Annotated in this window: 25 protein-coding genes and 1 riboswitch; of the genes, 16 read left to right on the forward strand and 9 right to left on the reverse strand. The window is 58.1% G+C overall.

The features are described 5' to 3' along the window. The first annotated feature begins 8 nt into the window (after positions 1–8). The 13 genes from FDK21_RS11375 to FDK21_RS11435 all read left to right on the forward strand — a co-directional run bounded on the left by FDK21_RS11375 (position 9) and on the right by FDK21_RS11435 (position 15013). On the forward strand, positions 9–1001 hold the full coding sequence (locus FDK21_RS11375; protein WP_114007831.1) for a thiamine pyrophosphate-dependent enzyme: 993 nt from the start codon (positions 9–11) through the stop codon (positions 999–1001). Positions 1002–1006: 5 nt separating this feature from the next. Further along, positions 1007–3217 carry a ferredoxin gene (locus FDK21_RS11380; RefSeq protein ID WP_138148584.1) on the forward strand — a complete coding sequence of 737 codons (2211 nt, stop codon included), beginning with the start codon at positions 1007–1009 and terminating at the stop codon, positions 3215–3217. Positions 3218–3508: 291 nt separating this feature from the next. Continuing rightward, complete coding sequence (locus tag FDK21_RS11385; RefSeq protein ID WP_138148585.1) at positions 3509–4522, forward strand: LacI family DNA-binding transcriptional regulator; 1014 nt, start codon at positions 3509–3511, stop codon at positions 4520–4522. A 2-nt stretch (positions 4523–4524) separates the two neighbouring features. Further along, entirely contained in the window at positions 4525–5553 is a 1029-nt protein-coding gene (locus FDK21_RS11390) for an extracellular solute-binding protein (protein ID WP_210238751.1), read from the forward strand. A gap of 78 nt (positions 5554–5631) precedes the next feature. Then, entirely contained in the window at positions 5632–6456 is an 825-nt protein-coding gene (locus FDK21_RS11395) for an ABC transporter permease (RefSeq protein WP_138148587.1), read from the forward strand. 1 nt (position 6457) lies between these two features. Further along, a complete protein-coding gene (locus tag FDK21_RS11400; protein ID WP_114007835.1) occupies positions 6458–7234 on the forward strand; it encodes an ABC transporter permease in 777 nt (258 codons plus the stop codon). Continuing rightward, the gene (locus tag FDK21_RS11405) at positions 7227–8237 is read left to right on the forward strand and encodes an ABC transporter ATP-binding protein (protein ID WP_138148588.1); all 1011 of its coding nucleotides are present in this window, start codon (positions 7227–7229) and stop codon (positions 8235–8237) included. The genes FDK21_RS11400 and FDK21_RS11405 overlap by 8 nt, the downstream gene beginning before the upstream one ends. A 13-nt stretch (positions 8238–8250) precedes the next feature. Beyond that, entirely contained in the window at positions 8251–9144 is an 894-nt protein-coding gene (locus FDK21_RS11410) for a nucleoside hydrolase (RefSeq protein ID WP_171022042.1), read from the forward strand. Further along, positions 9134–10954 carry an adenine deaminase C-terminal domain-containing protein gene (locus FDK21_RS11415; RefSeq protein WP_138148590.1) on the forward strand — a complete coding sequence of 607 codons (1821 nt, stop codon included), beginning with the start codon at positions 9134–9136 and terminating at the stop codon, positions 10952–10954. The genes FDK21_RS11410 and FDK21_RS11415 overlap by 11 nt, the downstream gene beginning before the upstream one ends. Before the next feature lie 394 nt (positions 10955–11348). Next, positions 11349–12902, forward strand: a complete 1554-nt coding sequence (locus FDK21_RS11420; RefSeq protein ID WP_114007839.1) for a carboxyl transferase domain-containing protein — start codon at positions 11349–11351, stop codon at positions 12900–12902. Positions 12903–12917: 15 nt separating this feature from the next. Beyond that, positions 12918–13352, forward strand: a complete 435-nt coding sequence (locus FDK21_RS11425; protein ID WP_138148591.1) for a hypothetical protein — start codon at positions 12918–12920, stop codon at positions 13350–13352. Positions 13353–13356: 4 nt separating this feature from the next. Then, positions 13357–13779, forward strand: coding sequence for a biotin/lipoyl-containing protein (locus FDK21_RS11430; protein WP_138148592.1), 423 nt, complete (start codon positions 13357–13359; stop codon positions 13777–13779). A gap of 19 nt (positions 13780–13798) precedes the next feature. Next, positions 13799–15013, forward strand: coding sequence for a sodium ion-translocating decarboxylase subunit beta (locus FDK21_RS11435; RefSeq protein ID WP_210238752.1), 1215 nt, complete (start codon positions 13799–13801; stop codon positions 15011–15013). A 150-nt stretch (positions 15014–15163) separates the two neighbouring features. Here the strand turns inward: FDK21_RS11435 and katG are convergent, their stop codons facing one another. Beyond that, complete coding sequence (gene katG, locus FDK21_RS11440; RefSeq protein WP_138148593.1) at positions 15164–17341, reverse strand: catalase/peroxidase HPI; 2178 nt, start codon at positions 17339–17341, stop codon at positions 15164–15166. 160 nt (positions 17342–17501) lie between these two features. Here katG and FDK21_RS11445 point away from each other — a divergent pair, with 160 nt between their 5' ends. From FDK21_RS11445 to FDK21_RS11455, 3 genes are all read left to right on the forward strand, one after another. Beyond that, on the forward strand, positions 17502–18464 hold the full coding sequence (locus tag FDK21_RS11445; protein ID WP_138148594.1) for a hydrogen peroxide-inducible genes activator: 963 nt from the start codon (positions 17502–17504) through the stop codon (positions 18462–18464). A 47-nt stretch (positions 18465–18511) separates the two neighbouring features. Beyond that, positions 18512–19060 (forward strand): thioredoxin family protein, encoded by a 549-nt coding sequence (locus tag FDK21_RS11450; RefSeq protein WP_138148595.1) that lies wholly within the window; start codon positions 18512–18514, stop codon positions 19058–19060. 181 nt (positions 19061–19241) lie between these two features. Further along, the gene (locus FDK21_RS11455; RefSeq protein WP_138148596.1) at positions 19242–19970 is read left to right on the forward strand and encodes a VIT1/CCC1 transporter family protein; all 729 of its coding nucleotides are present in this window, start codon (positions 19242–19244) and stop codon (positions 19968–19970) included. Between the two features lie 12 nt (positions 19971–19982). On the opposite strand, the gene FDK21_RS11460 is transcribed toward FDK21_RS11455, so the two are convergent. From FDK21_RS11460 to ugpC, 8 genes are all read right to left on the reverse strand, one after another. Beyond that, positions 19983–20714 carry an ABC transporter permease gene (locus FDK21_RS11460; protein WP_138148597.1) on the reverse strand — a complete coding sequence of 244 codons (732 nt, stop codon included), beginning with the start codon at positions 20712–20714 and terminating at the stop codon, positions 19983–19985. Then, positions 20711–21415: an ATP-binding cassette domain-containing protein gene (locus FDK21_RS11465; protein WP_210238753.1), complete on the reverse strand. Its 705-nt coding sequence runs from the start codon at positions 21413–21415 to the stop codon at positions 20711–20713. The genes FDK21_RS11460 and FDK21_RS11465 overlap by 4 nt, the downstream gene beginning before the upstream one ends. Then, on the reverse strand, positions 21412–22362 hold the full coding sequence (locus FDK21_RS11470; RefSeq protein ID WP_138148598.1) for an ABC transporter substrate-binding protein: 951 nt from the start codon (positions 22360–22362) through the stop codon (positions 21412–21414). The genes FDK21_RS11465 and FDK21_RS11470 overlap by 4 nt, the downstream gene beginning before the upstream one ends. Positions 22363–22366: 4 nt before the next feature. Next, a complete protein-coding gene (gene thiD, locus FDK21_RS11475; RefSeq protein WP_138148599.1) occupies positions 22367–23176 on the reverse strand; it encodes a bifunctional hydroxymethylpyrimidine kinase/phosphomethylpyrimidine kinase in 810 nt (269 codons plus the stop codon). Next, entirely contained in the window at positions 23176–23790 is a 615-nt protein-coding gene (gene thiE, locus FDK21_RS11480; RefSeq protein ID WP_138148600.1) for a thiamine phosphate synthase, read from the reverse strand. Before thiE ends, thiD begins: the two co-directional genes overlap by 1 nt. Before the next feature lie 2 nt (positions 23791–23792). Further along, on the reverse strand, positions 23793–24581 hold the full coding sequence (thiM, locus tag FDK21_RS11485) for a hydroxyethylthiazole kinase (protein ID WP_138148601.1): 789 nt from the start codon (positions 24579–24581) through the stop codon (positions 23793–23795). Positions 24582–24637: 56 nt separating this feature from the next. Beyond that, positions 24638–24731, reverse strand: a riboswitch (TPP riboswitch). A 160-nt stretch (positions 24732–24891) separates the two neighbouring features. Continuing rightward, positions 24892–25905 (reverse strand): endonuclease/exonuclease/phosphatase family protein, encoded by a 1014-nt coding sequence (locus FDK21_RS11490; RefSeq protein WP_246657552.1) that lies wholly within the window; start codon positions 25903–25905, stop codon positions 24892–24894. Beyond that, positions 25902–26954 (reverse strand): sn-glycerol-3-phosphate ABC transporter ATP-binding protein UgpC, encoded by a 1053-nt coding sequence (gene ugpC / locus FDK21_RS11495; protein WP_114007852.1) that lies wholly within the window; start codon positions 26952–26954, stop codon positions 25902–25904. The genes FDK21_RS11490 and ugpC overlap by 4 nt, the downstream gene beginning before the upstream one ends. Position 26955: the final 1 nt, after the last annotated feature.

Consider the following 26955-nt stretch of genomic DNA (forward strand, 5'->3'; position numbering starts at 1 on the left):
GTGAGATTATGACTGCTACAATGAGCCAATGCCTGATGAATATGGTCCAGACGGACTATGGGATCGGCGACTATCAAAGTGCCATCGCGCCGCGTTGGTGCTCGGGCTGTGGGGACACGGCCATTCTGACCGCGATGCAGAAACTCTGCCGGGACGAACAACTGGCTCCGGAAAAGACCGTCTGTGTTTCCGGGATCGGCTGCGCCTCGCGCTTGCCGCACTATATGAATGCCTATGGCTTCCATGGCATTCATGGCCGGGCCCTGCCGATTGCCGAAGGGATCAAGATCCGCCGACCTGACCTCAATGTGTTTGTGACGACCGGGGATGGCGACTGCTGTTCCATCGGGGCGGCGCACTGGCTGCATGCGATCCGGTACAATATGAATATGACGGTGCTGCTGCATGACAATAATGTCTATGGGCTGACGAAAAAGCAGGCGTCACCGACCTCACCAAAGGGACTGAAAAGCAACACGACCCCTTATGGCGCGGCGCTTAATCCGCTCAATCCGCTGACGGTGACGTTGGGGGTGGCCAACGTGTCCTTTGTGGCGCAGGCGGTCGACTGGATCCCGGATCTGCTTTATGACATCCTGCAAAAAGCCTATCATCACAAGGGCTTTTCCTTCATCCGCATCCTGCAACGCTGCCCGAACTTCATGGATCATCATTTTGATGAGGCGGTGCGGGATCCGCTCAAGACCCGCATCCTGACCCATGCAGACGGGTTGCGGTTGAAACCGGAAATTTCCCGGATCTACAAGAATCAGGAAACCCACGACCCAATCAACATGGAGCGGGCCTTGGCTCTGGCCGCGATGCAGGAGGAGCTGCCGGTCGGCATCCTCTATAACAACCCGTCGGTGCCTTGCTATGACGAATTGCGGGCAGGCGAGCGGCCCAGCACGCCGGGGCTGGTGGAAACTGTCCTCAATGAGGAATTCGACAAGGTGGGCATCTGGCCGCAAAGCCAGCCAACGCCACAAGCCGGGGAGTAGAGATCATGGCACAAGCACAAATCATTGCGGCGCCCATGACACCAAAGACGCCAACAGACCCGCACCCTGCCGGGGCGCAATCCCGCCTGTTGCCGGCTTTGTTTGCCCGCTACGGGAATTTGACCGCCCTGCGGCACGATTATCCGCTGGTGTTGGTTGAAGGGGAAGATGCTCCGCAAATCATCCGGCCCCTCAGCCGGATTGTCGATGATGCCCTGAAAGCCGCCGCGCCATTGGGACCGGACGGGGAAGCTATGCGACAACAGGTCTTGCAGCTGGAACAACGGATCCGCGAGAAGGTCGCAGAAGGCAGCGAGGAGCTTCTCTCCGAGCTGTGGCGGGTTTGCGAGGCGGATCTGGTGCGCGAGAGTGGCGAAGCACCCTTCGGCCCGATGGATCGCAATATGGATCTGGCCCGACAGAAAGTGTCGGTCGATGGCAAGGTCATCGGCTGTGATGCGGCTACACCGGACCGCATCCTTGGTCATGCCTGGCAGAAGGTGCATCACAAACGCGCCCGGCAGTTCCGCAAAAAGGTAGACGGCCTGATCCTCAAGCTGACCGATATCCTGAAGTCGGATCACATGAAGTCCGACGAGGCCCACAGTGCCGATGCCCTGTCAAAGGCGATGGGCATGGACACTGACAACTCGATCGATTTTTCGATGTTGTCGGATATGCTGCATCGGGTGCAACCGGAAGACCGGCTGCCACAAGACCGGGTTGAGCGGATCAAGCATGCGCTTCATGTGCTTCAGACACAGGCCTTCTTCGGCCCGGGTCGGGCGTCCTACACCGAGCCGGGCAAGGCGATCTGCTACAGCTATGTCTTTACCAGCTGTTCGAGCGCGCTTGACGCCTATCGGGAGCGCCTTCCCAGTGTTGTCGAGTTCGTCAAGGCGCTGACCATTGCCGAAATGGAAGTTCAGAACAAATATGTCTCTGACTTGCATGACGGGATCTTTGCCACCTTTGACGAGCATGATCTGACGGCTGAACAAATGGCATTGCTGCCCTCGGCCATGATTTATCTGCGCGACGGGGTGACGGATAGTGCAGAATTGGCCCGGGCCTATGAGGCGCTGGCCTATGGTTTGCCGATCAAGGTGCTCATTCAGGTGGATGACGTTTTGGGGCCAACCTCACCGGAACCGCCGCGCAACTCGTTTGGCGCTGGCACACCAAAGCTTGCCGCCATGGCGATGGGCTTGAACAATGCCTTTGTGATGCAGACCAACAGCGCCCACCTCTACCGGATGCAGGATGCCCTGATGCATGGCATGGCCTATGACGGTCCGGCCATGTTCAGCCTCTATTCGGGAGCCAGTGAAACCGTTGAGGGGATCGCACCTTACATTCTGGCAGCCGCGGCAGCGGAATCCCGGGCCTTCCCCAACTTCACCTATGACCCGTCCGCCGGGCGGGATATTGCCGGGCGGTTCGACCTCTCGGCCAATCCGCAAGTGGAGGCTGACTGGCCGAGCCATGAAATCAGCTTTGAGGACCAGAATGGCAATGCGGTCACCGAGTCGGTGCAGTTCACCTATGGGGACTTTGCCCTGTGTGACCGGCGCTATCGCCGCTTCTGTCATCCCGTCAGCAAGAAAGGCTGGAGCGGTGACATGGTTGCCTTTGCCGAATGGATGAAGGTGCCGCTCAACAGCGACGACATTCGCCGCCCCTTTGTTCTGGGGGTCGACGATGATCTGCAAATGGCTCGAATTGTGGTGGATGACAAGATCTCCAGCGCTGCACGGCAATGCCTTGACGGCTGGAACCGGCTGCAGGAAATGGCTGGGATCAACAATTCCCACACTCTCGCGGCATTGGCAGCCGAACGGGTCAAGCGTGAGGATTTGGCCCGAGAGCAGGCCAATTCGGAACCGACAGCCCCAGTGGCTCCCACATTGTCCAGCGCACCAGTGGACCCGATCGTTGAAGCAGCCGAGGAAGCAGATGCGCCATCCGAAGGCAGCCCATGGATCGAAACGCCTCGTTGCACTACCTGCAACGAATGCCGCCAGATCAATGACCGGCTGTTTGGCTATAACGACAATCTGCAGGCCTATATCGCCGATCCGGATGCGGGCAGCTATCGGCAGTTGGTCGAAGCGGCCGAAAGCTGTCAGGTCAGCATCATCCATCCCGGTTTGCCACGGGATCCAGATGAGCCCAATCTGGATGAGCTGAAAGAACGCGCCAAGCTGTTCAACTAGTCTCGCCCAAAGTGCGATTCCAGAATCACCCCGGACAGGCAACAGCCTTTCCGGGGTTTTTCTTTTGCCCCGCTCGCTCATCCACATGGCGGATTGACGCAGAGTCAATGCTTTGGAACGCCTTATCTTTTTTGATCTTGCGTATGCTTTCCTCGTGGCCCATCCTGCGGTATCGTCTGTTTTCGGTGGCACTTGTCACATTTTTATTGAATAGTACCTTGATTAAACGTTTAATTATAGAAATTTGTCGTTTGAATATAAGTCCGTCCATGACCGGACGAGTGGGGAACTATGGTCAGTATCAAGGACATTGCAGCTGATGTGGGCGTCACGGCTGCAACCGTATCCAACGCATTGAATGGCAAAGGACGCGTCTCTGAAAAGCTGGTCGGACGCATCAAGGCGCGGGCCGAGGAGCTGGGTTATCGACCGAGTTCTGCTGCCATTGCCCTGAAAAGCGGGCGCAGCAACATTCTCGGACTGGTGATGCCAGACCTGACCAACCCCCTCTTTCCGCATCTTGCCCAAACCCTGTCCATGGCCGCAGAGGACCGCAATCTGGCAATCCTGATAGCCGATTCCCGCCGCAGTGCCACAGAGCAGCAACAGGCCATGCAGCGGTTGGTGAGCCGCGGCATCGATGGCTTGATCATCGTGCCGCAAAGGGGAACGTCGCCAGCCCCGGTCTCCGTGCCGATGGCGATTATCAACGCGGCGTCTGACCCGCAAAACACGGTTTCGTCCGATCATCGTGGCGGCGGAGTGATAATCGCCCAACACATTTTTGAGTTGGGCCACAGACATGTCGCCCTGCTCGGCGAGGACCCGGTTTCCGAGGTGCAGCGCGACAGGATCACGGGTATGCAGTCGGTGCTGGATGGCCGGACCGAGCTGAAAATCCAATGGGGGGATGCCGGTTTGGCTGCCCTTCCCCAGATTGTGAAGGATGGCGCAACGGCCATTTTGACCACTTCTGACATGCTGGCGCTGAAGGTCCGCTCGCTGTTGATGGAAATGGGCCTGAATGTGCCTGAGGATGTCAGCCTCACGGGCTTTGACGACACGACCTTCGGGCGCTTGATGTATCCGCCACTGACCACGATTTCACAGGATGCCAAAACCATCGCGGAAAAGGCTGTTGCCTTTCTCGCCAGCCAGATCGACGAACGCTGCAAACGCTTGGCGGCCAAGAAAGACACGCCCCCACTTGCAGCGCCACCCGAACCCGGCCAAACCATTCCCATGCATCTGGTTGCCAGAGACTCCACCTCGAGACCCAAAAAACCTTCCCAACAGGAGACATGATCATGAAGCCCTTCCTTACGGCTGCCCTACTCGCGACGGCGAGCGTGGCCCTTGTTCCGGCGGCAAACGCTGCCGACAAGACCCTGACCATTTCGGTCTATTCCTTTGCTCAGGATGCCTACAAAAAAGCCCTTTATGATCCGTTTGAAGAGATGTGCGGCTGTGATCTGGTGGTGGAAACCGGCAATTCGGTCGAGCGCATGGCAAAAATCGAGGCCAATGCCGCCAAACCGGTGATCGACATGGCTGTCATTTCCTCCCATGACGCCCTTGCGCTGGCGCGCAAGGATCTGATTGCCGATCTGGATGCCTCCAAACTCTCCAACATGTCCAAGCTCTATCCTTCTGCACAGGATCCGCTGGGCAATGGTCAGGCCGTTGGCTACACTTTTTATGCCAGCTCGATTGTCTATCGCAAGGATCTGGTGTCGATTGACAGCTGGGCTGACCTCTTGACCAATCCAAAGCTTGCCAACAATGTGGCCCTGCCCAACATCACCGGCACCCAAGGCCCATTGACGCTGATGATGCTCAACAAGGCCAATGATCAGGGTGGTGATTTCTCCAAGACCATCAGTGATATCGGCAAGGCGTCCGACAAGATTGTCACCTTCTATTCCCGCTCCTCGGAGCTGGCGCAGCTGATGAATCAGGAAGAAGTGATTGCCGCACCTGTGGGTCGCTTCGCATGGAGCCGTTTCAAGGGTTCGCCACTGCCCTTCGCCTGGGCCAACCCGAAAGAAGGACAGGCCGGTGGCATGAATGTGATGATCATGACCAAAGGCAATGGCAATGAAGAGCTGGCCTATCAGTTCATGGATTACTGGCTCTCGACCGAGGTTCAGACCCGGATTGCCGAGGCGCTGATCGACAGCCCGGCCAATATGGAAGTCAAGGTCAGCGACGAAGTCGCCGAAAACCTGACTTATGGCGCTGATCTGATCAACTCACTCAACATTCTGCCGCCAAGCGAAATCATCGACAACCGCGGCAAGTGGGTCGAGCAGTGGAATACTGAAGCGATCAAATAGAAAACCAGCAAGGGAGGGAAGAGGCAGCATCAAGACGCAGTCCCTTCCTTCCTTTTTGACTTTCCCAAGGGTCCATAGATGTTTCTTGATCAACGGCAAGGGCTTGCCCTTGCCATGCCAGCGGCTTTGTTCGCATTGCTGATGTTTCTGGTGCCAGTTGCCATCCTGCTGTCCGAGGCCTTCCGGTCCGACGGCGGCTGGTCGCTGTCGGCCTATTTTGAGTTTTTCGCCAAACCGTTGAACCAAACGGTGTTCCTGCGCACGCTAAAGCTCGGTGCGATGGTGGCCGGAACGGCAGCCATCATCGGATATGCCGCCGCTTTCTGCATCGTTAATCTGGAGGCCAAGGCACGGGGGCAGATATTTGGTCTCGTTGTGTTGCCGCTGATGATTTCGCCGGTGGCGCGAACCTATGCGTGGATTGTCATTCTGGGGCGTACGGGCATCGTCAATGACGCGTTGGTCGGCTTGGGTCTGACGGACACACCGATCCGTCTGCTTTTCACCGAAACCGCGGTCTTTCTGGGGCTGTTGCAACTCTTCCTGCCACTGATGATCATTTCACTGGTGTCCTCGATGGAGAATATCCCGCGCGACGTGATCCCGGCAGCCCGGGTTCTGGGGGCCAACTGGCTGCAGGTCTTTGTCAAGGTCATCCTGCCATTGACCAAGGAGGGGTTGGTGATTGGCGGCACACTGGTCTTTACCGGGTCTCTCACCGCCTATATCACCCCTGCGATTCTGGGTGGCTCCAAGGTTCTGATGCTCGAAACCCTGCTCTACCAGCGGGTCAATGTGTCGAATGACTTTGTCTCGGCCAGCGTGATCGCGATGATCCTGATCGTCATGTCCTTCTCCACCAATCTGCTGCTCAAGCGGATCGCAACGGCGCGGAGGTCCTGAGATGAGACAGTTTGCCAACTGGGCCATATTGGGCCTGACGCTGACCTTTCTGATCGGCCCGTTTCTGATCATCATTTTTGCTGGCGCTTCGGCAGGGGATTTTCTGGCCTTTCCACCTGATGGCCTGTCGCTCAAATGGTATGCCAAGGTCTTCACCGTCGAAAGCTTCCGCGCCAGTTTTGCCCTGTCCCTGTTCCTTGCGGTGTTTGGCACATTGACCGCTTTGCTGATCGGCATTCCGGCGGCCTATGCACTCAATCGCTACAAACTGCCCGGAGCAGAAACGATCCGCACCATTGTCGCCGCGCCGATCATCGTGCCGGGCATCATTGTCGGTCTCGCCTTGCTGCGTTATTTGGTGGTGCCGCTTAATTTCGGCATCACGCTGGCGCTGTTTCTGGCCCATACGGCGTTGGTTTTGCCCTATGCGGTGCGGGTGGTCAGCTCGAGCCTGCATAATCTGCGCTCGGACATGGAAGAAGCCGCCGTGCTGCTTGGCTGCACCCGGCTGCAGGCCTTCACCAAGGTGGTGTTGCCGAACATTCGCGGCGGCGTGCTGGCAGCCTTCATTCTGGGTTTTGTGACCAGCTTCAATCAGGTGCCGGTGTCGCTGTTCCTGTCCGGACCCGGGGTGCGAACCCTGCCGATCGACATGCTCTCCTATATGGAGATCACCTATGACCCGTCGGTCGCAGCCCTGTCCGCCCTGCTCGCTTTTATGTCGCTCGCCATTGTCTTTGCCGCTGAGCGCCTTTTGGGATTCTCTCGTTATGTCTGATCAGTTTGTCCATCTTCAGAGTCTGACCCTGTCCTATGGCAAGTCGATTGCCGTGCCCGATCTCGATCTTTCGGTGCGCAAGGGGGAGCTGATCGCCCTGCTTGGTCCTTCCGGCTGTGGCAAGACCACCACCATGCGGGCGATTGCCGGCTTGATGCCACCAACGAGCGGCAGCATTCATATTGATGGCGTGGATGTCACCCGCATGCCCGCCAACAAGCGGGGCATTGGTTTGGTCTTCCAGTCTTATGCCCTGTTTCCGCATTTGAGCGTGTTTGAAAATGCCGCCTTTGGCTTGCGGCTGCAAAAGCTGGCTGACAAGCAAATCCAGTCCAAAGTTGGCGTCGTGCTGGAAAAGGTCGGCCTTTCGGGTTTTGAGAAGCGCAAACCGGCAGAGCTGTCCGGTGGCCAGCAGCAGCGCCTGTCTCTGGCCCGCTCGCTGGTGATGGAGCCAAAGGTTTTGTTGCTGGATGAACCCTTGTCGAACCTCGATGCAAGGCTGCGGCTGGAGATGCGCACCGAGTTGCAACGAGTTCAGCGCGAGACGGGCATCACGATGGTCTTTGTCACCCATGATCAGGCCGAAGCGTTGGGCATGGCGGATCGAATCGTCTTGATGCGCGATGGCAAGATTGAGCAGATCGGCACGCCGGAGGATCTCTATGCACGTCCGGAAACCGCCTTCGCCGCCGACTTTATCGGCTTTGAGAATATCTTTCGCGTGGAGGACGGGGCTTTGGTGTCCGACAAGGGACGGCTGCCTTTCGCGGGCAATTCGGCTGCGTCGATCCTTGCCTGGCGTCCGGGAGGCGTGCAGGTGGGCAGCGGGCCGCATCAAGGCGAAATCCTCGGCACAGCCTTTGCCGGAGACTGCCGGGAATATGTGATCGACAGCCCATTGGGGCCGATCAAGGCAGAAGCGCCGATTGGTTTATCTGCCAAACTGGGCGACATGATTGCTTTTGATCTGCCACTCGATACCGCCCGCCCACTGAAAGCCTGACGCGATGCTGTGGGTGGATACGGATTTTGGATTTGATGACCTCTGGGCCTTGCTGATCCTGAAGACGCGCGATGTCGCGCCTGCTGGCGTGTCGTTGGTGGCGGGCAATGCGCCCTTCTCTCAGGTAACAGCCAATGCCCTTGGTGCCAATCTGGCCTATGGGCTGTCGCTGCCGCTGTTTGTTGGCGCAGACAGACCCTTGGTGCGTGAGGCGGAAACCGCCACAGCCATTCTCGGTCCCAAAGGCATGCGCAGTTTGGGGCAGGAATTGCCCGAAGTGCCGAGCGACGCAGACCTCCCACCAGCCCTTCCTGCACTCATCAACTGGCTCGAAAGCGCCAGAGAGGGTGAGACGCGGGACATATTGGCGCTTGGGCCGCTCACCAACATCGCCCGATTGATCGAAGTCGCACCGGAAGCCGCCGCGAAGATTACCCGGCTCGTCTGGATGGGCGGCAGCAACGGGCCGGGCAACCATACCCCCCATGCCGAATATAATGCATTTGCCGACCCGGAAGCTGTCTCCATTGTCGCCCAATCAGGTCTTCCATTTGACGTGATCGACCTCACCCTGTGCCGCAAGGTGCAGTTCACGGCTGCTGATTGTCCGTCTTGTGACCAATTGACGGCTGATCTGTTGGGCGGCTATCTCCAAATCGCACAGGAACGGGGACGCGAAAGTATGTCGATTTATGATCCGGTGGCAGCCTTTGCCCATCTGGATCCGGCATCCTTTGTCTTTCTCCCCGCCCATATGCATGTGACCACAGAGCGGGGAAGCCATTATGGTGCCACCCACTTTGACCCCACATCCACCAGTCGGACACGACTTGCGACGGCAGCACCAGCTGATTTGTCCGGTCAATGCCTTGGTGCTTTAAGTCAGGACCGCAACCATGGCCATTGATCGTGATCTCACAGACCCGGCACTGCGTGGTGCAGCCGTCGCTGCTGCCAAGGGCACAGAGCCATTTGACATTTTGATCCGCAATGCGACCGTGCTCGATATGGTCACGGGGCGGGAACGGTTGGCCGATATTGGTCTTGTTGGCGGGCTGATTGCTTCGGTCCACACGCCCGATGCTGTCGCCAAAGCGCGAACCGAGATTGACGCGACGGGTCTTCATGCCGTGCCGGGGCTGATCGATACCCACATGCATATCGAAAGCTCGATGATCACACCGGCGGAATATTCAAAAGCGGCGCATCAGCGCGGCATCACCACGATTGTCTGGGACCCGCATGAGCTGGCCAATGTCGCCGGTCTGGACGGCATGACTTATGCGTTGGATGCGGCGCGCGATGCCCCTTTGCGGATTCTCACACTGGCCCCGACCTGCGTGCCCTCGGCCCCCGGATATGAGGTGGCCGGTGGTGATTTCGACGCGGATGTGATTGCCTCATTGCTGGCCCGTGATGACATTCATGGTGCGGCGGAACTGATGACCATGCAGCCGCTGATCAACGGTGAGCCGCGGGTCAAGGATATCGTCGACGCCGCACTTGCCAGTGGCAAACGGATTTGCGGCCATGCTCGAGGCCTGTCCGAGCGGGATCTGTCGGCCTTTGCGGCGGCAGGCATCGAAACAGATCATGAGCTTTCCTCCGCCGACGATTTGATGGCCCGCCTTGAAGCAGGCATGACGGTCGAGCTGCGCGGCTCGCATGAATATCTGCTGCCCGACTTTGCAAAAGCCCTTTTGTCGCTGGGACATATGCCGCAGACAGTGACCCTTTGTACCGATGATGTCTTTCCCGACGACCTTCTCAACAAGGGCGCGCTCGATCACATGATGCGTCTGCTGATGCAAGTAGACCTACCGGTCTGGTGGGTTTATCAGGCAGCGACCCTCAATGCAGCGACGCGAATCCGGCGACCGGATCTGGGGCTGATCGCGCCGGGCAAGCGGGCGGATCTGCTCTTGATGGATGATCTCAAAACAGTATCTTCCCTATACGTCATATCTGACGGTTACGTAATCAAAAAGCCCGCTTTTGGCCCCACAGTCGCAACAGAATCACCTGCCCGCAGCACCGACACTGGCACAGTGCACCCGGACGATGAAAACCGGCCGCTTGGCGACTCCGTCAAGACCAACCTCTTTTCTCCATCCGACTTCGAAATTGCGGCAAAGGGTGACCGTGCCCGAATCGCCACTCTGTCCAAACCACGGTTTCCCGACTGGGGCGAGCGGTGGGTGCCGATCCACAAGGATGTGCTGACGCTGCCGGACGACATGATGCGCATGGCAATCGTCAATCGCCACGGGCAGTATAGCCCGGTGCGGGTGGCCTTCATGGAGCATTGGGGACACTGGTGCGGAGCCTATGCCTCGACCGTGTCTCACGACTGCCACAACCTCACGGTTTTTGGACGCGACAGCACCGATATGGCAATTGCTGCCAATGCCTTACGGGATATGGATGGCGGTTCGGTGGTGGTCAGGGATGGCGCTGTGATCGCGGCGCTGGCGCTGCCCATTGCCGGATTGATAAGCCCACAAAGTCTGGAACAGGTGGCGGCTGGCTTTGCCGCAATCCGCACGGCGATGGATGAGGTGGTCGACTGGCAACCGCCCTATCTGGTCTTCAAGGCTTTGTTCGGAGCCTCCCTTGTGTGCAACAAGGGACCGAGGCTGAGCGATGTGGGGCTCGTCGACATATTTGAGCAGCGCCTTTTGGAGCGCTGTATTCTGGAGACAGCTATTGATTCATGAGTGAGTCAGCAATCATTAAGGCCTCTCCTTTGGGCGAAGGGACCTTTGGACTCACAATTTGGCGAACAAATGCCTCTGATTGCGATTTCCCCTAAGGGAACCGGGGCCTTACGCTCACGTTAAAGAAAGAATTTATTCACGCTTCGCAAGTGTGTTTTCTTTTTGAGTTAAGTATTTTCACTTATTTAAATCGGCCTGACCCTCCATTTTTAGCCTTTCGTCTATTTCTGGATTTGATCTCGATCCTATAATGTCATGGGCGAAGGGGCTAAGACTTTAGTTGTTGAGGATCTTCGCAACATGCAAGTGATGCAGAGATGCCCGCGGGAGGTCCCGCTCTTTCCTCAGAAAACGAAGCGACCGGTTGGTCGCGCTCAAACAAAACGGTTATATTATGGCGATTTCCAAAACTCTCGCAGACGAGTTGGAGAAACGGCGCGCCGCAGCCCTTGAAGGTGGCGGTCAGAAAAAGGCAGACGAAAGACACGCGAAAGGTCGTATGACCGCCCGCGAGCGCCTTGAAGCCCTTTTCTCCAAAGGGACATTCCAAGAATTTGGTTTGCATGTCCAGCACAACACTCGCAACTTCGGCATGGAAGGCAAATCCATCCCTACCGACGGTGTGATCACTGGTACCGGTTTTGTTGACGGACGTCCGGTCGCTGCATTCTCGCAGGACTTCACCGTTGTCGGCGGTTCCCTGGGTGAAATGCACGCGAAGAAAATCTGTGCATCTCTGGATCATGCTGTGAAAGCTGGTGTTCCGGTCGTTGGCTTCAACGATTCCGGCGGGGCCCGCATTCACGAAGCGGTTGGCGCTCTGTCCGGTTACGGTCAGGTCTTCTATCGCAACGTGCTGTTGTCTGGTGTTGTTCCGCAGATTTCCGTTATTGCCGGTCCTTGTGCTGGTGGTGCTGCTTACAGCCCTGCGCTGACCGACTTCATCATCATGACCCGCGAAAATGCGCAGATGTTCATCTGTGGTCCTGAAGTTATCCGTGCTGTGACCGGTGAGGTCTGCACCATGGACGATATCGGTTCCGCGATGGCTCATGCTTCGGTTTCCGGTAACATCCACTTCATCGCAGAAAATGATGCGGACGCTGTTGCAACCGTTCATCGTCTGCTGTCGTTCCTGCCATCCAACAACATGATGGATCCTCCGCATCGCATCGAGCAGGATCTGCAGATCAAGGATGACGTGGAACTCGACAAACTGGTTCCAGAAGATCCAAAAGCACCATTCGATTGCCGCGACGTTCTCAAGCGCGTTGCCGACGATGGTGACTTCCTGGAAATTCAGGAGCATTTCGCTGCCAACCTCGTCATCGGCTTCGGTCGTGTCGGTGGTATCGTTTCCGGCTTCGTTGCCAACCAGCCAAAAGTCAAAGCTGGCTGCCTGGACATCGACGCTTCGGACAAAGCAGCACGCTTCGTTCGCTTCTGTAACGTTTACAACATTCCTATCCTGACCTTCGTTGACGTCCCTGGCTTCTTGCCTGGCGTGAACCAGGAGAAAATGGGCATCATTCGCCACGGCGCAAAAATGCTGTTTGCTTACGCATCTGCTACCGTGCCGAAAATTACCATCATCATGCGTAAAGCATATGGCGGTGCTTACCTGGCAATGTGCTCTGAAGATATGGGTGCTGACCGTGTCATCGCTTGGCCAACCGCTGAGGTTGCCGTTATGGGCGCTGAGGGTGCAGTGAACATCCTGTATCGTAAGGAAATGAAGGAAGCCGACGACAAGGTCGCTAAGGCAAAAGAACTGGCCGCAGAATATCGCGAAAAGTTCGCAACGCCTTACCTGTCCGCTGGTCGCCTGAACGTTCACGACATTATCCAGCCACGCGAAACCCGTGGTGCAGTTGCTCTGGCTCTGCGCGGTCTGATGTCCAAGCGTGAAACTCGTCCGCCGAAGAAACACGGTAACATTCCGCTCTAATCAAAGGACATATCTATGTTTGCTGATGCAATTGGTTTGATCCTGACGGGCTTTAGCGTTGTCATGGTCGCCTTGGCTTCCCTCTGGGCAGCATGTGCGGCGATTGGGTATTGCTTTACCAACGCTGCCATCAAGGCAAAAGCTGCAGCAGTATTCGGGGGAGCAGATGCAGCAGCTGCAGCTGCTCCAGCTCCCGCTGCTCCGGCGGCACCGGCTCCTACGAGCGGTGTACCACCTCATCATCTGGTCGCAATCGCTGCGGCTGTGGCCTCCACTCTTGGCGGTAGCTACGTTGTCACCAACGTTGCAGCTCCTGCTCACGAAGTGTCTGCTTGGCCAACCGAAGGTCGTAACTCGATCTATTCCAGCCACGTAACCCGCCACGGCTGGGGCGCTCCAATTCCGACCACCGTAGTTGCTGGTCGCGCAACCACTACGAAAAGAGGATAATCCTATGAAACGCTTGCGTGTCACTGTTGAAGGCATCGCTTACGATGTAACGGTGGAAGATCAAGACGGTGCTGCTGCACCAGCTCCTGCCGCCGCTCCTGCTCCGGCACCAGCTCCTGTAGCTGCTCCGGCTCCTGCTGCTGCCCCAGCTCCTGCTGCTCCGGCTCCAGCTCCTGCTCCTGCCGCTCCGGCTCCTGCTGCTGCTGCTCCTGCAGCCGGTGGCGTTCCAGCTCCTCTGGCTGGTACCGTGGTTAGCGTAGAGGTTTCTGTTGGTCAGCAGGTTGCTGCCGGCGACACCCTCGTTGTTCTGGAAGCAATGAAAATGAACACCAACATTACCGCTCCTGCCGCTGGTACTGTTGCTGCCGTTAACGTTGCTGCTGGCGCTTCCGTGACCGAGGGTCAGGCCCTCGTAACTCTTTCATGATTGAGAGGTAAATCCAATCATGTCTGCAACAACCCAAACCGTAACGCAAGCAGTCGACCACGCCGCTCAGGCCGTGGCTGCTGCTCCGGCGGCGGCTGCGGCGGAGATGTCTCGGATCGAGCAGCTCTTCCACATGACCGCAATCGGTGATGTCACATGGCAAATGATGGTCATGTGGGCTATCATCGCCCTGCTGTTCTATCTTGCAGTCGCAAAAGAATTTGAGCCTCTCCTGCTCATCCCAATCGCTTTCGGCGCCTTGTTGGCCAACCTGCCAACGCAGGGTCTGGTGAACCTGCCTCACGGCGATCACCCTGGTGGTTTGTACTACTATATCTCCAAGGGTGTTGAGTTCGAGATCTTCCCGCCCATCATCTTTATGGGCGTGGGTGCTCTGACGGACTTTGGTCCGTTGATCGCTAACCCGCGTACCCTGCTGCTCGGTGCTGCTGCACAGTTCGGCGTGTTCGCAACCTTCATGGGTGCAATTGCCATCGGCTTTACGCCTCAAGAAGCTGGCGCGATTGGTATCATCGGCGGCGCCGATGGCCCAACCTCCATCTTCCTGGCCAACAAGCTGGCTCCGCACCTGATGGCTCCGATCGCTGTTGCCGCCTACAGCTACATGGCACTTGTGCCTATGCTGCAGCCACCGGTAATGGTCGCTTTGACCACGCCTGAAGAGCGTATGATCCGCATGAAATCCCTGCGTCCGGTTTCCCGTCTTGAGAAACTGATCTTCGCAGGCATGGTAACCGTTGTTGTTATCCTGCTGGTTCCTGCGGCTGCTGCTCTGATCGGCATGCTGATGCTCGGCAACTTCCTGCGTGAAAGCCAGGTTACCGAACGTCTGACCAAAGCTGCGCAGAACGAGATCATCAACATCACGACCATCTTCCTTGGCACCTCTGTCGGTATCACCATGACCGGCGAAGCCTTCCTGAACGGCTCGACCATCGGCATTCTTGCTCTGGGTGTTGTCGCTTTCGGTATCGCAACTGGCTGTGGTGTTCTGATGGCGAAGGTTATGAACAAGTTCAGCAAGGACAAGATCAACCCGTTGATCGGTTCGGCCGGTGTGTCTGCTGTGCCAATGGCTGCTCGTGTGAGCCAGGTCGTTGGTCAGAAGTACGATCCAGGCAACTTCCTGCTGATGCATGCGATGGGTCCAAACGTAGCTGGTGTTATCGGCACCGCTGTTTGCGCCGGCTTCTTCATCGCTTGGTTCACCTAGGATCGGATTTGGGGCCGCGTGCCCCACTTCCCAAAAGACGAAGCCCGGACGGTTCCCCGTCCGGGCTTTTTTTATGTCGGGATAAGACCCGGGCGCTGTTTATTGCGGAGCCAGCGCCCGGGCGGATCCTGAGGCCTGCCCGATGGATGATCAGGCTTCAAGATCGAAGCGATCGGCATTCATCACCTTGGTCCATGCTGCCACGAAGTCGGCGACGAACTTGGCCTCATTGTCATCCTGCGCGTACACTTCTGCATAGGACCGGAGGATCGAGTTGGACCCAAAGACCAGATCAACACGGGTGGCAGTCCATTTGACCGCACCAGTCTTGCGGTCACGCAGTTCGTAGAGATTGCCCTCTTTCGGGTTCCACGTGTAGGCCATGTCGGTCAGGTTGACGAAGAAGTCTGGCGTCAGCGCCCCTTCACGATCGGTGAAGACCCCATATTTGGTGCCACCATAGTTGGTGCCAATGACACGCATGCCACCGACCAGTACGGTCATTTCCTTGGCGGTCAGGCCCATCAATTGGGTGCGATCAAGCAGCAGTTCCTCAGACGAGACCACATAATCGGCCTTCTGCCAGTTGCGATAGCCGTCGGCAACCGGCTCGAGCGGATCGAAGGATGGTGCATCGGTCATCTCGTCGGTTGCGTCGCCGCGCCCCGGTGCGAATGGCACGGTTACATCATGGCCTGCAGCCTTGGCCGCCTGCTCAATGCCGACATTGCCGGCCAGCACGATGATATCGGCAACGCTGGCACCGGTTTCGGCGGCAATTGGCTCCAGCACCGAGAGAACGCGGGCCAGACGGTCCGGCTCATTGCCCTGCCAGTCTTTTTGTGGTGCCAGACGAATGCGGGCACCATTGGCTCCGCCCCGCATGTCGGACCCACGATAGGTGCGAGCACTATCCCAGGCGGTGGACACCATGTCAGTGACACTGAGACCGGAGGCGGCGATTTTCGCCTTTGCGGCTTCAACATCATAGGCGGTGCTGCCTGCCGGGATCGGATCCTGCCAGATCAGATCTTCCTGAGGCGCTTCCGGGCCGATATAACGGACTTTTGGTCCCATATCGCGGTGGGTCAGCTTGAACCAAGCGCGGGCGAAGACTTCGGAGAAATAGTCCGGATCCTTGTAGAAGCGTTCGGAAATTTCACGATAAGCCGGATCCTTGATCATCGCCATATCGGCGTCGGTCATGATTGGATTGTAGCGAATCGAGGGATCTTCCACATCAACAGGCTTGTCTTCTTCCTTGATGTTGATCGGCTCCCACTGGTTGGCACCGGCCGGGCTTTTCTTCAGTTCCCAATCATAGGTGAAGAGCAGGTAGAAATAGCCATTGTCCCACTGGGTCGGGTTGGTGGTCCATGCCCCTTCAATGCCGCTCGAGACGGTCTGGCGGCCGTGGCCGGAGCCATTAGGATTGTGCCAGCCGAGGCCTTGCGCGTCGACATCTGCGGCTTCGGGGTCCGGGCCGAGCAAGTCGGCATCGCCATTGCCATGGCATTTGCCAACCGTATGGCCACCGGCAGTCAGGGCGACGGTTTCCTCGTCATCCATTGCCATGCGGGCAAAGGTCTCGCGAACATGCTTGGCGGTTTCAAGCGGATCAGGATTGCCGTTCACCCCTTCCGGGTTCACGTAAATCAGGCCCATCTGTACGGCTGCGAGCGGATTGGTCATGGTGTCCGGCTTGGCCAAATCGCCATAACGCTCGTCACTTGGTGCCAGCCATTCTTTCTCGGCACCCCAATAGATGTCCTGTTCCGGATGCCAGATATCTTCGCGACCAAAAGCAAAGCCAAAGGTCTTCAGCCCCATCGATTCATAAGCCACGTTGCCAGCCAGAATCAACAGGTCGGCCCAGCTCAGTTTGTTGCCGTATTTTTTCTTGATCGGCCAGAGCAGGCGACGGGCCTTGTCGAGGTTGACATTGTCCGGCCAGGAGTTGAGAGGCGCAAAGCGCTGGTTGCCTGTGCTGCCGCCGCCGCGCCCATCGGCCAGACGATAGGTACCGGCAGAGTGCCAGGCCATACGAATCATCAGGCCGCCATAATGGCCCCAGTCCGCAGGCCACCAGTCCTGACTGTCCGTCATCAGAGCGGTGAGGTCGGCCTTGACGGCTGCCGCGTCCAGAGACTTGACTTCTGCGCGATAATCGAAGCCGTCATCCATCGGATTGGTCTTGGTGTCATGCTGATGCAGGATATCGAGGTTGAGGGCATTGGGCCACCAGCTCGTCGCTGACTTGCTGGTTTCCGTGTTGCTTCCGTGCATGACCGGGCATTTGCCGGTTGTGTTGGTTTTATTCTGATCCATCGGGTCCTCCGTTACAAGCTTACTTGGTGCATGTCGCAGCTGGTCTGTTGGTCGCCTGCGCGTAATGCGCGCGCAGATCTCGTTTTGATTGCATCCACACTAGCAAGGGAATGTGATAATTTAAAATTGCATTTTCTGAATTGGCTGATAAGATTTTCTTATGAACAGGATCTCCATGAAACATCTGCGTTATTTCGATGCTCTGGCCCGACACGGTCATTTTGGTCGGGCCGCGGAAGACTGCGCCATTTCCCAGCCGGCCCTGTCGGTGCAGATCCGTGAGCTCGAGCAGTTGATGGGCGTGCCTTTGGTGGAGCGTGGATCGCGACAGATCCATCTGACCGGGCTCGGCGTGGAATTTGCGGAGCGGGCGCAAGCGATATTGCGCTCGGTGGGGGAGTTGGAAGATCTCGCCCGCGCCGCCCGCGGTCCCTATTCGGGACAATTCCGCTTTGGCATCATTCCAACCATCGCCCCTTACTTGCTGTCAGACATCATCAAGACGCTGAGCGTACGCCTGCCCGGCCTTGAATTGCGGCCAAGGGAGGCGAAAACACCTGTTCTGGTGCAGGATTTGCTCGAAGCGCGGTTGGATGCCGCCATTTTGGCGCTGCCTTTGTCGGAAAGCTCCTTGCATGAGGAAGCTTTGTTTGACGAGGAGTTCGTGCTGTTGCGCTCAGCCGCCGATGTGGAAAAACCGGTGCCGAAACCGGACGGATTGAGGAAAATGCAGTTGCTGTTGCTCGAGGAAGGCCATTGTTTCCGTGATCAGGCGATTTCCTATTGTTCAAGCAATGCGGTGTTACCACGCAATCTGATGGAAGGCAGCTCACTGAGCACATTGGTGCAAATGGTCGGGGCCGGAATCGGCGTCACTCTGATCCCGGAAATGGCGGTCGGCGTCGAAGTGCGCTCGGCAGCGGTTTCGATTGCGCATCTGCCGGACCCACGGCCCATGCGGACCGTCGGGATGGTTTGGCGCAAGACCAATCCTTTGCTTGAACAATTGATGCAGATCGCCGACATTGTCAGGGAGATCGGACTGAACAAGCCTGCCTTGCCGGGTGACCCTTCCCTTGTCAGCGACGCTGATGCGGCTTATCCCCCCAGCCGTTTTGTCTGACCACGGGATTGCCCCGCCGGGACAGGCGACAAGAAGGAGACAAGATCATGTTGCTGGATACCCCTCTTTGCGATTTTGGCTGGGACGCACCGGATTTCACACTGAAAGATGCCCATGGCAAGGCGCACCGGATGCAGGATTATGTCGATAAGGGACTGTTGATCGCGTTCATTTGCAATCACTGCCCCTATGTCAAGGCCATCGCCGACCGGCTGGCGGCTGATGCCCGAGTTCTGCAGGACAATGGCATTGGCGTGCTTGCGGTGATGTCCAATGATTATGCCAACTATCCTGACGATGCACCGGGCAAGATGATCGAATTTGCCGCCAAGCATGATTTCCCCTTCCCCTATTTGATCGATGAGGATCAATCCGTGGGTCGTGCCTATGGTGCGCTTTGCACACCGGACTTTTTCGGCTTGAATGCAGACGGCAAGCTGCAATATCGCGGCCGTCTGGACGATGCGCGCATGGAGGATGCGGCAGGGCGCACACCGGAGCTGGTCAATGCCATGCTGGCCATTGCCAAGACCGGACAAGGGCCACAAGACCAGTCGCCCAGCATGGGCTGCTCGATCAAGTGGCGCGAAGGTTAAGTGTCCTGCAGCCTATTCCTTTCTGCGTGAGGCAATCCACCTCATTCAATTGCCCATGCAATTTTTGCTAAGCCAAAGCCAAGGACCGAACGGCAAGTCGGCCCTTTGGCGCTGGATCAATGTCAGCGCCTTGCGGGGCGGTTAGACTGTTCTCAACCACGGGCTTTTCGAGGACCTCAGTATGAAGATCGATTGGGAACAGCACCGCCGCGAGGTGCACAATCTGGGGCAGGTGCAGGACTTTCTGAAGCAGATCGTCTATGGCGGCAATGATGGCATTGTCACCACCTTTGCCATTGTCGCCGGGTTTGCGGGCGCACAGGCCGAAGGCACGGCCCAGATCGGGGCCATTGCCGTTCTGGTCTTTGGCCTTGCCAACCTGTTTGCCGATGCCGTTTCCATGGGGCTTGGGGAGTTTCTCTCCACCCGGTCACAAAAGGACATCTATCTCAGCCAGCGCAAATTCGTCTATCACGAGCTGGAAACCAATCCGGCTCACGAACAAGCCGAGTTGGTGCAGATGATGACCGAACGCGGCATGGAGCAAAAGGCAGCGCACGAGGTTGCGGACAAGCTGATCAAGTGTCCCGAACTGGTCGCCGACCTGATGATGAGCTACGAGTTGGAAATGCACGATATGCGGCAGGTGTCTCCAGCGCTCGACGGGCTGGTGACCTTCCTTGCCTTTGTGCTGTTTGGCTCGGCGCCGTTGGTGCCCTATTTCCTGATGGATGCCACCGACACAACCTTCCTTCTGTCGGTTGTCGCGACCTTCGGTGCACTGGTGGCCTTGGGACTGATGCGCTGGTGGTCAACCCGCGAAGGGCTGCTGCGCTGCGTAGGCGAGACGGTTTTGGTGGGCACAGCTTGTGCGCTGGTGGCCTTCATCGTCGGGGCGCTGGTCGGCTAGGTTTGGCAATCCCTATTGGGGACGGGTGGGATCGAGATATCGCTTCAACAGCCAGTCTGCGCCCTTGTGCAGACTGAGGGTCATGGCGACAATCAGCACCAAAGCGGCAAACATCAACTCGATCCGGGTGCGGGCATTGGCCATCAACATCAAATAGCCAAGGCCCTTTGACGCGCCGATCCATTCGCCAATCACCGCCCCGGTCGGTGCATAGGTGATGGCAATGCGAATGCTGGCGGCCAGATGCGGCAGGGCGTGCGGCAAGCGCAGCCAGAACAGCGTTCGGACGGGACTGGCCCGCGCGATGTGGGCGAGGTCCAGCGTGGCAGCAGGGGTCGAGATCATACCATCGAGCAGTCCCGACATGATCGGAAAGAAGACCAGCAGGATCGTCATGACGACTTTCGGCTCCATACCATAGCCGAACCACAGGGTGAGGATGGGGGCGAGGACAAAAACCGGAATGGCCTGAGACGCATTGAGGATCGGTCGCAGGTTGAGCCTTGCGACTGGCGACAGCATCATGGCCACCGCAAAGGCCACGCCGAGCGCCGCGCCAATAACAAAGCCTGCGGCAACTTCCCCCAGCGTGACCAGCAAATGCTCGCCGAGCAAGGCGCGGTTGGACCATATAGCTTCAGCCACTGCAATCGGGCCGGGCAGAATGAAACGCGGCACCAGCTCGAGCCATGGTATGGCCTGCCAGAGGAGCAGCAAGGCGAAAGGCAAAATGAGCTTTTTCATGCGCTCCTCCGGATGCGTCGGATCAGGTCTGCTGCCGCCATGGCGAGCGGCATATGATCAAGGGAGTGGGGGCGCGTGCCCCGCAAGGGTGGCACAGGCTGAAGCTGGTGATTGGCCAAAAGCCAGATCTGGTCGCCCAGCCGCAGAGCCTCGAACGGATCATGGGTGACCAACAGCACCCGGCGCCCGGCAAATTGCGCGTGGGCCAGTTCCTGCATCGCTGCGCGGGTGGCTGCATCAAGGGCCGAGAAAGGTTCGTCGAGCAGGATCAGATCCGCGTCGCTCATCAAGGTGCGGGCCAATGCCACCCTCTGACGCTGACCACCGGACAAGCTGTCAGGCATGCGGTCACCCATATCGGCGAGCCCCACTTCAGACAATAAATGCCGGGCCTTTTGCCGGTCAGGCTTGCGCCCGGCCAACTGCTCGACCAGCATGACATTATTCAGGATCGAGAGGCGCGGTTGCATCAGATCGGCCTGCGCCATCCAGCCGACGCGGTGGGGCACACTGAGGGTGCCTTCAAACCGGGCCGAAATATCCAGCCCGGCAAACAGCCGCAGCAAAGTGGATTTGCCCGCCCCGGACGGGCCGAGCAAACAGGTCCACCCCATGGGAGGGGTCAGAGAGAAAGGCTCAATGAGCCTTTCTCCGTCAAGCATCAAGTGCCCGGTCACCTCTATCCGCACAGATGCGGTCATTGCGTCCCCAGATCGCGGGCGATGGTCTCAATTGCGGGCACTTCATCAATCATGCCAACCTCCTTGAGATAGGCACCGAAGGCCCTGTAACCCGCAACATCGAGGCTGATCGGGTCGGTCGCGAATTTCGGATAGGTGTCAAACCAGGCCGCATGATTGAGCTTGTCGTCGAGTTCCGCACCATAGGATTTGAACTCATTCCACGTCCCTTCCGGGTCGGCAAGGATGTCCTTGGTGGCACGGGCTGTTGCACTTAGGAATTTTTTCACGTCCACAAAGTCGGTGCGCTCGGCGCTCGCTTCATAGATCAGCTCTTCATAGCTTGGCACGCCATGTTCTTCTGGCAGGAAGCATTTGCCTTTGCGATCAACGGCTTCCATTTGATGCAGTTCGAAATTGCGGAACGCCCCGGAGGTGGCATCCACCCGGCCAGCAGCCAAGGCGGCGGTCAAAGCAAAATTGACATTGATCTGCTCGACCTCGGATGGTTCGACCCCATTGCTGCGTAGCATGCAGTGCAGCAATGCTTCTTCAATGCCGGGCACCGAGAACCCGACGCGCTTGCCTTTCAGGTCGGCGAGGCTTTTGATCGGCCCTTCAGCATCAACCATGACGCAATAAAGCGGCGAGCTGACAAGCGTGCCAACGCGGACCACCGGCAGGCCTTCTTTATGCTGCAAATAAAGCTGTGGCTGATAGGACACCGCCAGATCGACCTTGCCAGCAGCGGCCATTTTCGGCGGATCGCTGGGGTCGGCGGGCGCGATGATCTCAACATCAAGGCCCGCTTCTTTGAAATAGCCGCGTTGTTTGGCGATGATGATCGGGCCATGGTCGGGATTGATGAACCAGTCGAGCATCACAGAGAATTTGGTTTCGGCAGCGGTGGCGGTCGTACCTGCGGCAGCAGAAGCCGACAATATCAGAGCAGCGAGAAGAGATTTCATGACATTACGTCCTTAGGGCAAAGAAATGGTCGGTCGGGCCGTGACCATGACCAACAGACAGGGCATCGGCGGCAGCAATCGCCTCAAAGATGAAGGCCTTGGCGGCTTTTGCGGCTGTAAGGCCATCGCCAGTGAGCGCCAGATGGGTGGCGAGCGCCGACGACAGGGTGCAGCCGGTGCCGTGGGTGTTTTTGGTATCGATGCGGCGTGACGGCAGCCAGACGGTCTGATCCTTGGTGAGATACAGATCCGGGCTGGTCTCATCAGCCAGATGACCGCCTTTGAGCAACACTTGCTCAGGACCCAAGGCCAGCAAGGCGCGGGCCTGCTGTTCCATTTCGGCCTCATCCCTCGCTTCGTCCACTCCGAGCAGGTCGGCGGCTTCAGGCAGGTTGGGGGTGATCATCGTGGCGCGGGGCAACAGGATGGTGCGCATGGCGTCCACCGCATCGGCCCGAAGCAGGCGGTCACCGCCCTTGGCGACCATCACCGTGTCGAGCACCATCGGCGCGTCACAGGGTTTGAGCGCGTCGGCCACCGCTTCGATGATCTCGGAGCTGCCCAACATGCCGATCTTGATGGCATCAACCCGGATGTCATCAAGGATCGCTGCGATCTGGGCGGTGACGAAATCCGGCTCGATGGTCAGAACACCGCTCACCCCTTTGGTGCTCTGAGCGGTCAGCGCGGTGATGACGGCCATGGCATAGCCGCCATTGGCCGAAATCGACTTGAGATCAGCCTGAATGCCCGCCCCACCCGACGGGTCAGACCCGGCAATCGACAGGATATTCGGGGTTCGGGATGCCGCCATTAGGCCTGCCTCCATTGGGCGACCAGTGTTTCGGTTGCCGCCTTCGGGTCATCGGCGTCAGAAATCGCCGAGACGATGGCAAGCCCTGCGCAGCCTGCCGCCTTGACCGCCGGGATATCGGCTGCCTTGACGCCGCCAATCGCAACGCTTGGGACCGGGGCAGCCGCAACGATATCCGCCAGCCGCTCAAAGCCGATGGGCGGTGCATGATCGATTTTGGACGGGGTGGCCCGCACCGGACCGATGCCGACATAGTCAAGGGTGCCCTCCGGCAAAGCCACTGCGACCGCCATTTGCACTTCATTCTCGACAGAAAGGCCGAGAATCTTGTCGGGGCCGAGCTTGGCGCGCATGGCCTTTGGGTCACCATCGGACTGGCCCATATGCAGCCCCGCCGCGCCGCAGGCCAAGGCCACCTCGATGCGGTCATTGATGATCAAGGGGACATTGTGGCGTTCGGCCAGGGCCACCAATGTCTTGGCGCGGGCGATCAGGTCTTCATCGGACGCAACCTTGTCGCGCAGCTGGATGATGCTGGCACCGCCTTGCAGGGCAGCTTCGACCAGCTTTGCATCCGGGTCATGTGGGGTGACGAAATAGATGGACAGATCCATGATCAGGCCTCCTCGATCTGTGCCCCGGCGGCAAGGTCGGCTGGCGTGATCTCATGAAGGGCATCAATGAAGGCGACCGCAAAGCTGCCGGGCGCGGTGGCTTTTTGAGCGGCGCGTTCGCCCGCCAAGCCGTAAAATGCGATGGCCGCCGTGGTGGCTTCCAATCGGTCTTGCCCGACGGCAAAAGCAGCAACCACACCGGTCAGCGAACAGCCAAGGGCTGTGACCAGCGGCATCAGGGCATGGCCATTGGCGATGCTGTAGGCTTTGTCGCCGTCGGTGATATAATCCACCTCACCGGTCACAGCGACAATAGCGCCAGAATTTTTGGCAAGCGCGATGGCGGCATCCTTGGCGGCGTCAACGCTGTCTGCGGCATCAGCCCCTTTGCCTTTGGCGACCATGCCGCCAAGCGCCATGATTTCAGAGGCATTGCCGCGAATGATGGATGGATTGCAGGCGAGCAGTTTCTCTGCCGTCTCGCGGCGGAAGGCGGTGGCCCCGGCAGCAACCGGGTCGAGCACCCAAGGGGTGCCAGCCGCATCAGCAGCCTTGGCGGCGCTCTCCATCGACTTGACCCAATCGCGAGACAGGGTGCCGATATTGATGGTGAGGGCTGAGGTGAAGCTGGCAAATTCAGCAGCTTCTTCCTCGGCATGAACCATGGCTGGCGAGCAGCCAGCGGCCAACAATACATTGGCCATGACATTCATGGACACATAGTTGGCTATGTTCTGGACGAGTGGCGCATTGGTGCGCATGGTCGATAGATAATGGCCCCAGTCGGTCATTCCAAACTCCTTCTGAGGCGGATGGAATGTCTTCGGGCCTGCCCCCATTATGACCGGGGACCGAAACCGCGACTCCCTCCGCCAGTATTAACTGGTTCAGGTTCAAAGGGTGCTATCTCAGCCCGATGTCGGGCGCCCCTGTCACATCCCCTAGATAAGCGCGTTTGGTGGCCAATTTCCAGAGCCATCGACAGATTTTTCTCACTTTGCCCGGTGACAAGATACAAAAAACCCGCCCGATCGCCTGTCTGGTGCGGTCTGGTGGGTTTTGTCAGAGGGATCGATTTCTGTGCATCACCACAAGAAAGGCTCAGAGGGTCACCGTGCAGAGGATGCATTCATGGTCGGACAGCGGTCCTTGCCCATCGACAGAGGGCAACAAAGGCAGGGCTTCCCCACCAAAGCCACGGGCACAGAACCAGTCCAGCTTCATTTGGCGGGTGTCATGGGGGGTGATCAGGCTGTTGCGGGTGGTGACGCCATCCGCCGTCAGGTCCCAATGATAGCCGCGCTCACGAGCGAGATCGAACAGGGTTTCGACGCGCCAGTCATAGTCTGGCGGGATGTGATTGCCGGTGTTGAGGTCACCGCCAATCAGCACCGGCAGACCCGGCGCAAAAGCCTCGATCCGGTCGAGCAGATCGGCAAATTGACTGTGGCGATGGGCGGCATCCGCGTTGCTTTCCAAGTGGGTGGAGACAACGCAGATCGCGCCCTGCTCGGTTGGCAGAATGGCGGCGACCGCCATCCGTCCGCCAACACGCGGCTGATCCGGATCGGCCCCCGGATTGGCATCAAGTGAGAACCAATGGCCTTTTTCGTCCAGCCGGAACAGAGCCAGCTTTTCAAAAGGCACGGCAGAGAGAATGCCATTGCCATGCCAGCCGTCGGCATTGAAGCTATCGGAACAGAAGACCCGCTCGGTCGGACCGCCGAGATCCATTTCGAAAAATTCCACCCCATAGGCATAATGCATGCCCAAGGCCTTGGCCATGTCGGCGGTGGTGTTGGCTTGCGACGTCCGGGCCATGCCCTTGTCCATTTCGCTTAGCAGCACCACACTTGGAGCATGGTTGGCCAGATGGGCGGCGCTGCGATCCGGGAACAGGCAGCGTTCGACATTCCATGCCGCAACCGCAAAGCTTTGCGGCAGGCGATCCAAATTGCCCGTGCCCCCCACTTCCAACTGGGTCATGGCAGGCAGGGAGGCCAGCAAGGTGTCATGGACCATCGCGGTGCGCTCGGAGGCCAGAATTTGCTGTTTCTGATCATCCGTGATGCGGGTCAGGGTCGAGACAAGATTGGTCCCCTCATGCGACATCATAGGCGGGCTCCGCTGTCTTTGGAGAAGAAATGCACCGCGCTTGGCTTGATACCCAGTTTCACCGGACCGATGCCTGTCGGGATATGCTTGGGCACACTGACGGAAATGTCCTGCCCGCCGATCTTGCCATGCAGCAAATGATGCGCACCCAACGCTTCGACAATCTCGACATTGCAGTCAAAGCCATTGTCGACATGGATGTCGATATCTTCTGGCCGGATGCCGACCAGGAAATCGCCCTTGGCGTCTTTTGGCAGGGCGGTGTCGAGATGGATATCCTCGCCAATCATCGGGCGGCCATCACCGTTGACCTTGCCATTGAGCAGGTTCATCGGAGGTGCGCCCATGAAGCCAGCCACGAAGGTGGAGGCGGGATTGTTGTAGATTTCGTCCGGGGTGCCGATCTGCTCAATACGCCCTTCATTGAGGACGATGATCCGGTCAGCCATGGTCATGGCTTCGATCTGGTCGTGGGTCACATAGATGGCAGTGACACCGAGGCGGCGCTGTAGCGAGCGGATCTCGATGCGCATCTGGTTGCGCAATTTGGCATCGAGGTTGGAGAGCGGCTCGTCGAACAGGAACAGTTCCGGATTGCGGACGATGGCGCGGCCCATGGCCACGCGCTGGCGCTGGCCTCCGGACAGCTGGCTCGGACGACGGTCGAGATAGTCGGTGAGATTGAGCATCTTGGCTGCATCCAGCACCTTCTGCTCGATCTCGGACTTGGGCAGACCACGATTTTTGAGGCCATAGCCCATATTTTTGGCGACCGTCATATGCGGATAGAGGGCATAATTCTGGAACACCATGGCGATGTTGCGCTGGGCAGGCTCGACATCATTGACGACCCGCTGGCCGATGGAGATCGTGCCGCCGGAGACCTCTTCAAGGCCGGCAATCATCCGCAACAGGGTGGATTTGCCACAGCCGGACGGGCCGACGAGGACAACAAACTCGCCGTCGGGAATTTTGAAGTTGCAAGGTTTGACCGCTTCGAACCCGTTTGGATAAATCTTGCGGACCATATCAAGCGAAACTGAGGTCATG

Origin of the sequence: Cohaesibacter sp. CAU 1516 (assembly GCF_005771485.1) — a bacterium.
GTDB classification, from domain to species: domain Bacteria; phylum Pseudomonadota; class Alphaproteobacteria; order Rhizobiales; family Cohaesibacteraceae; genus Cohaesibacter; species Cohaesibacter intestini.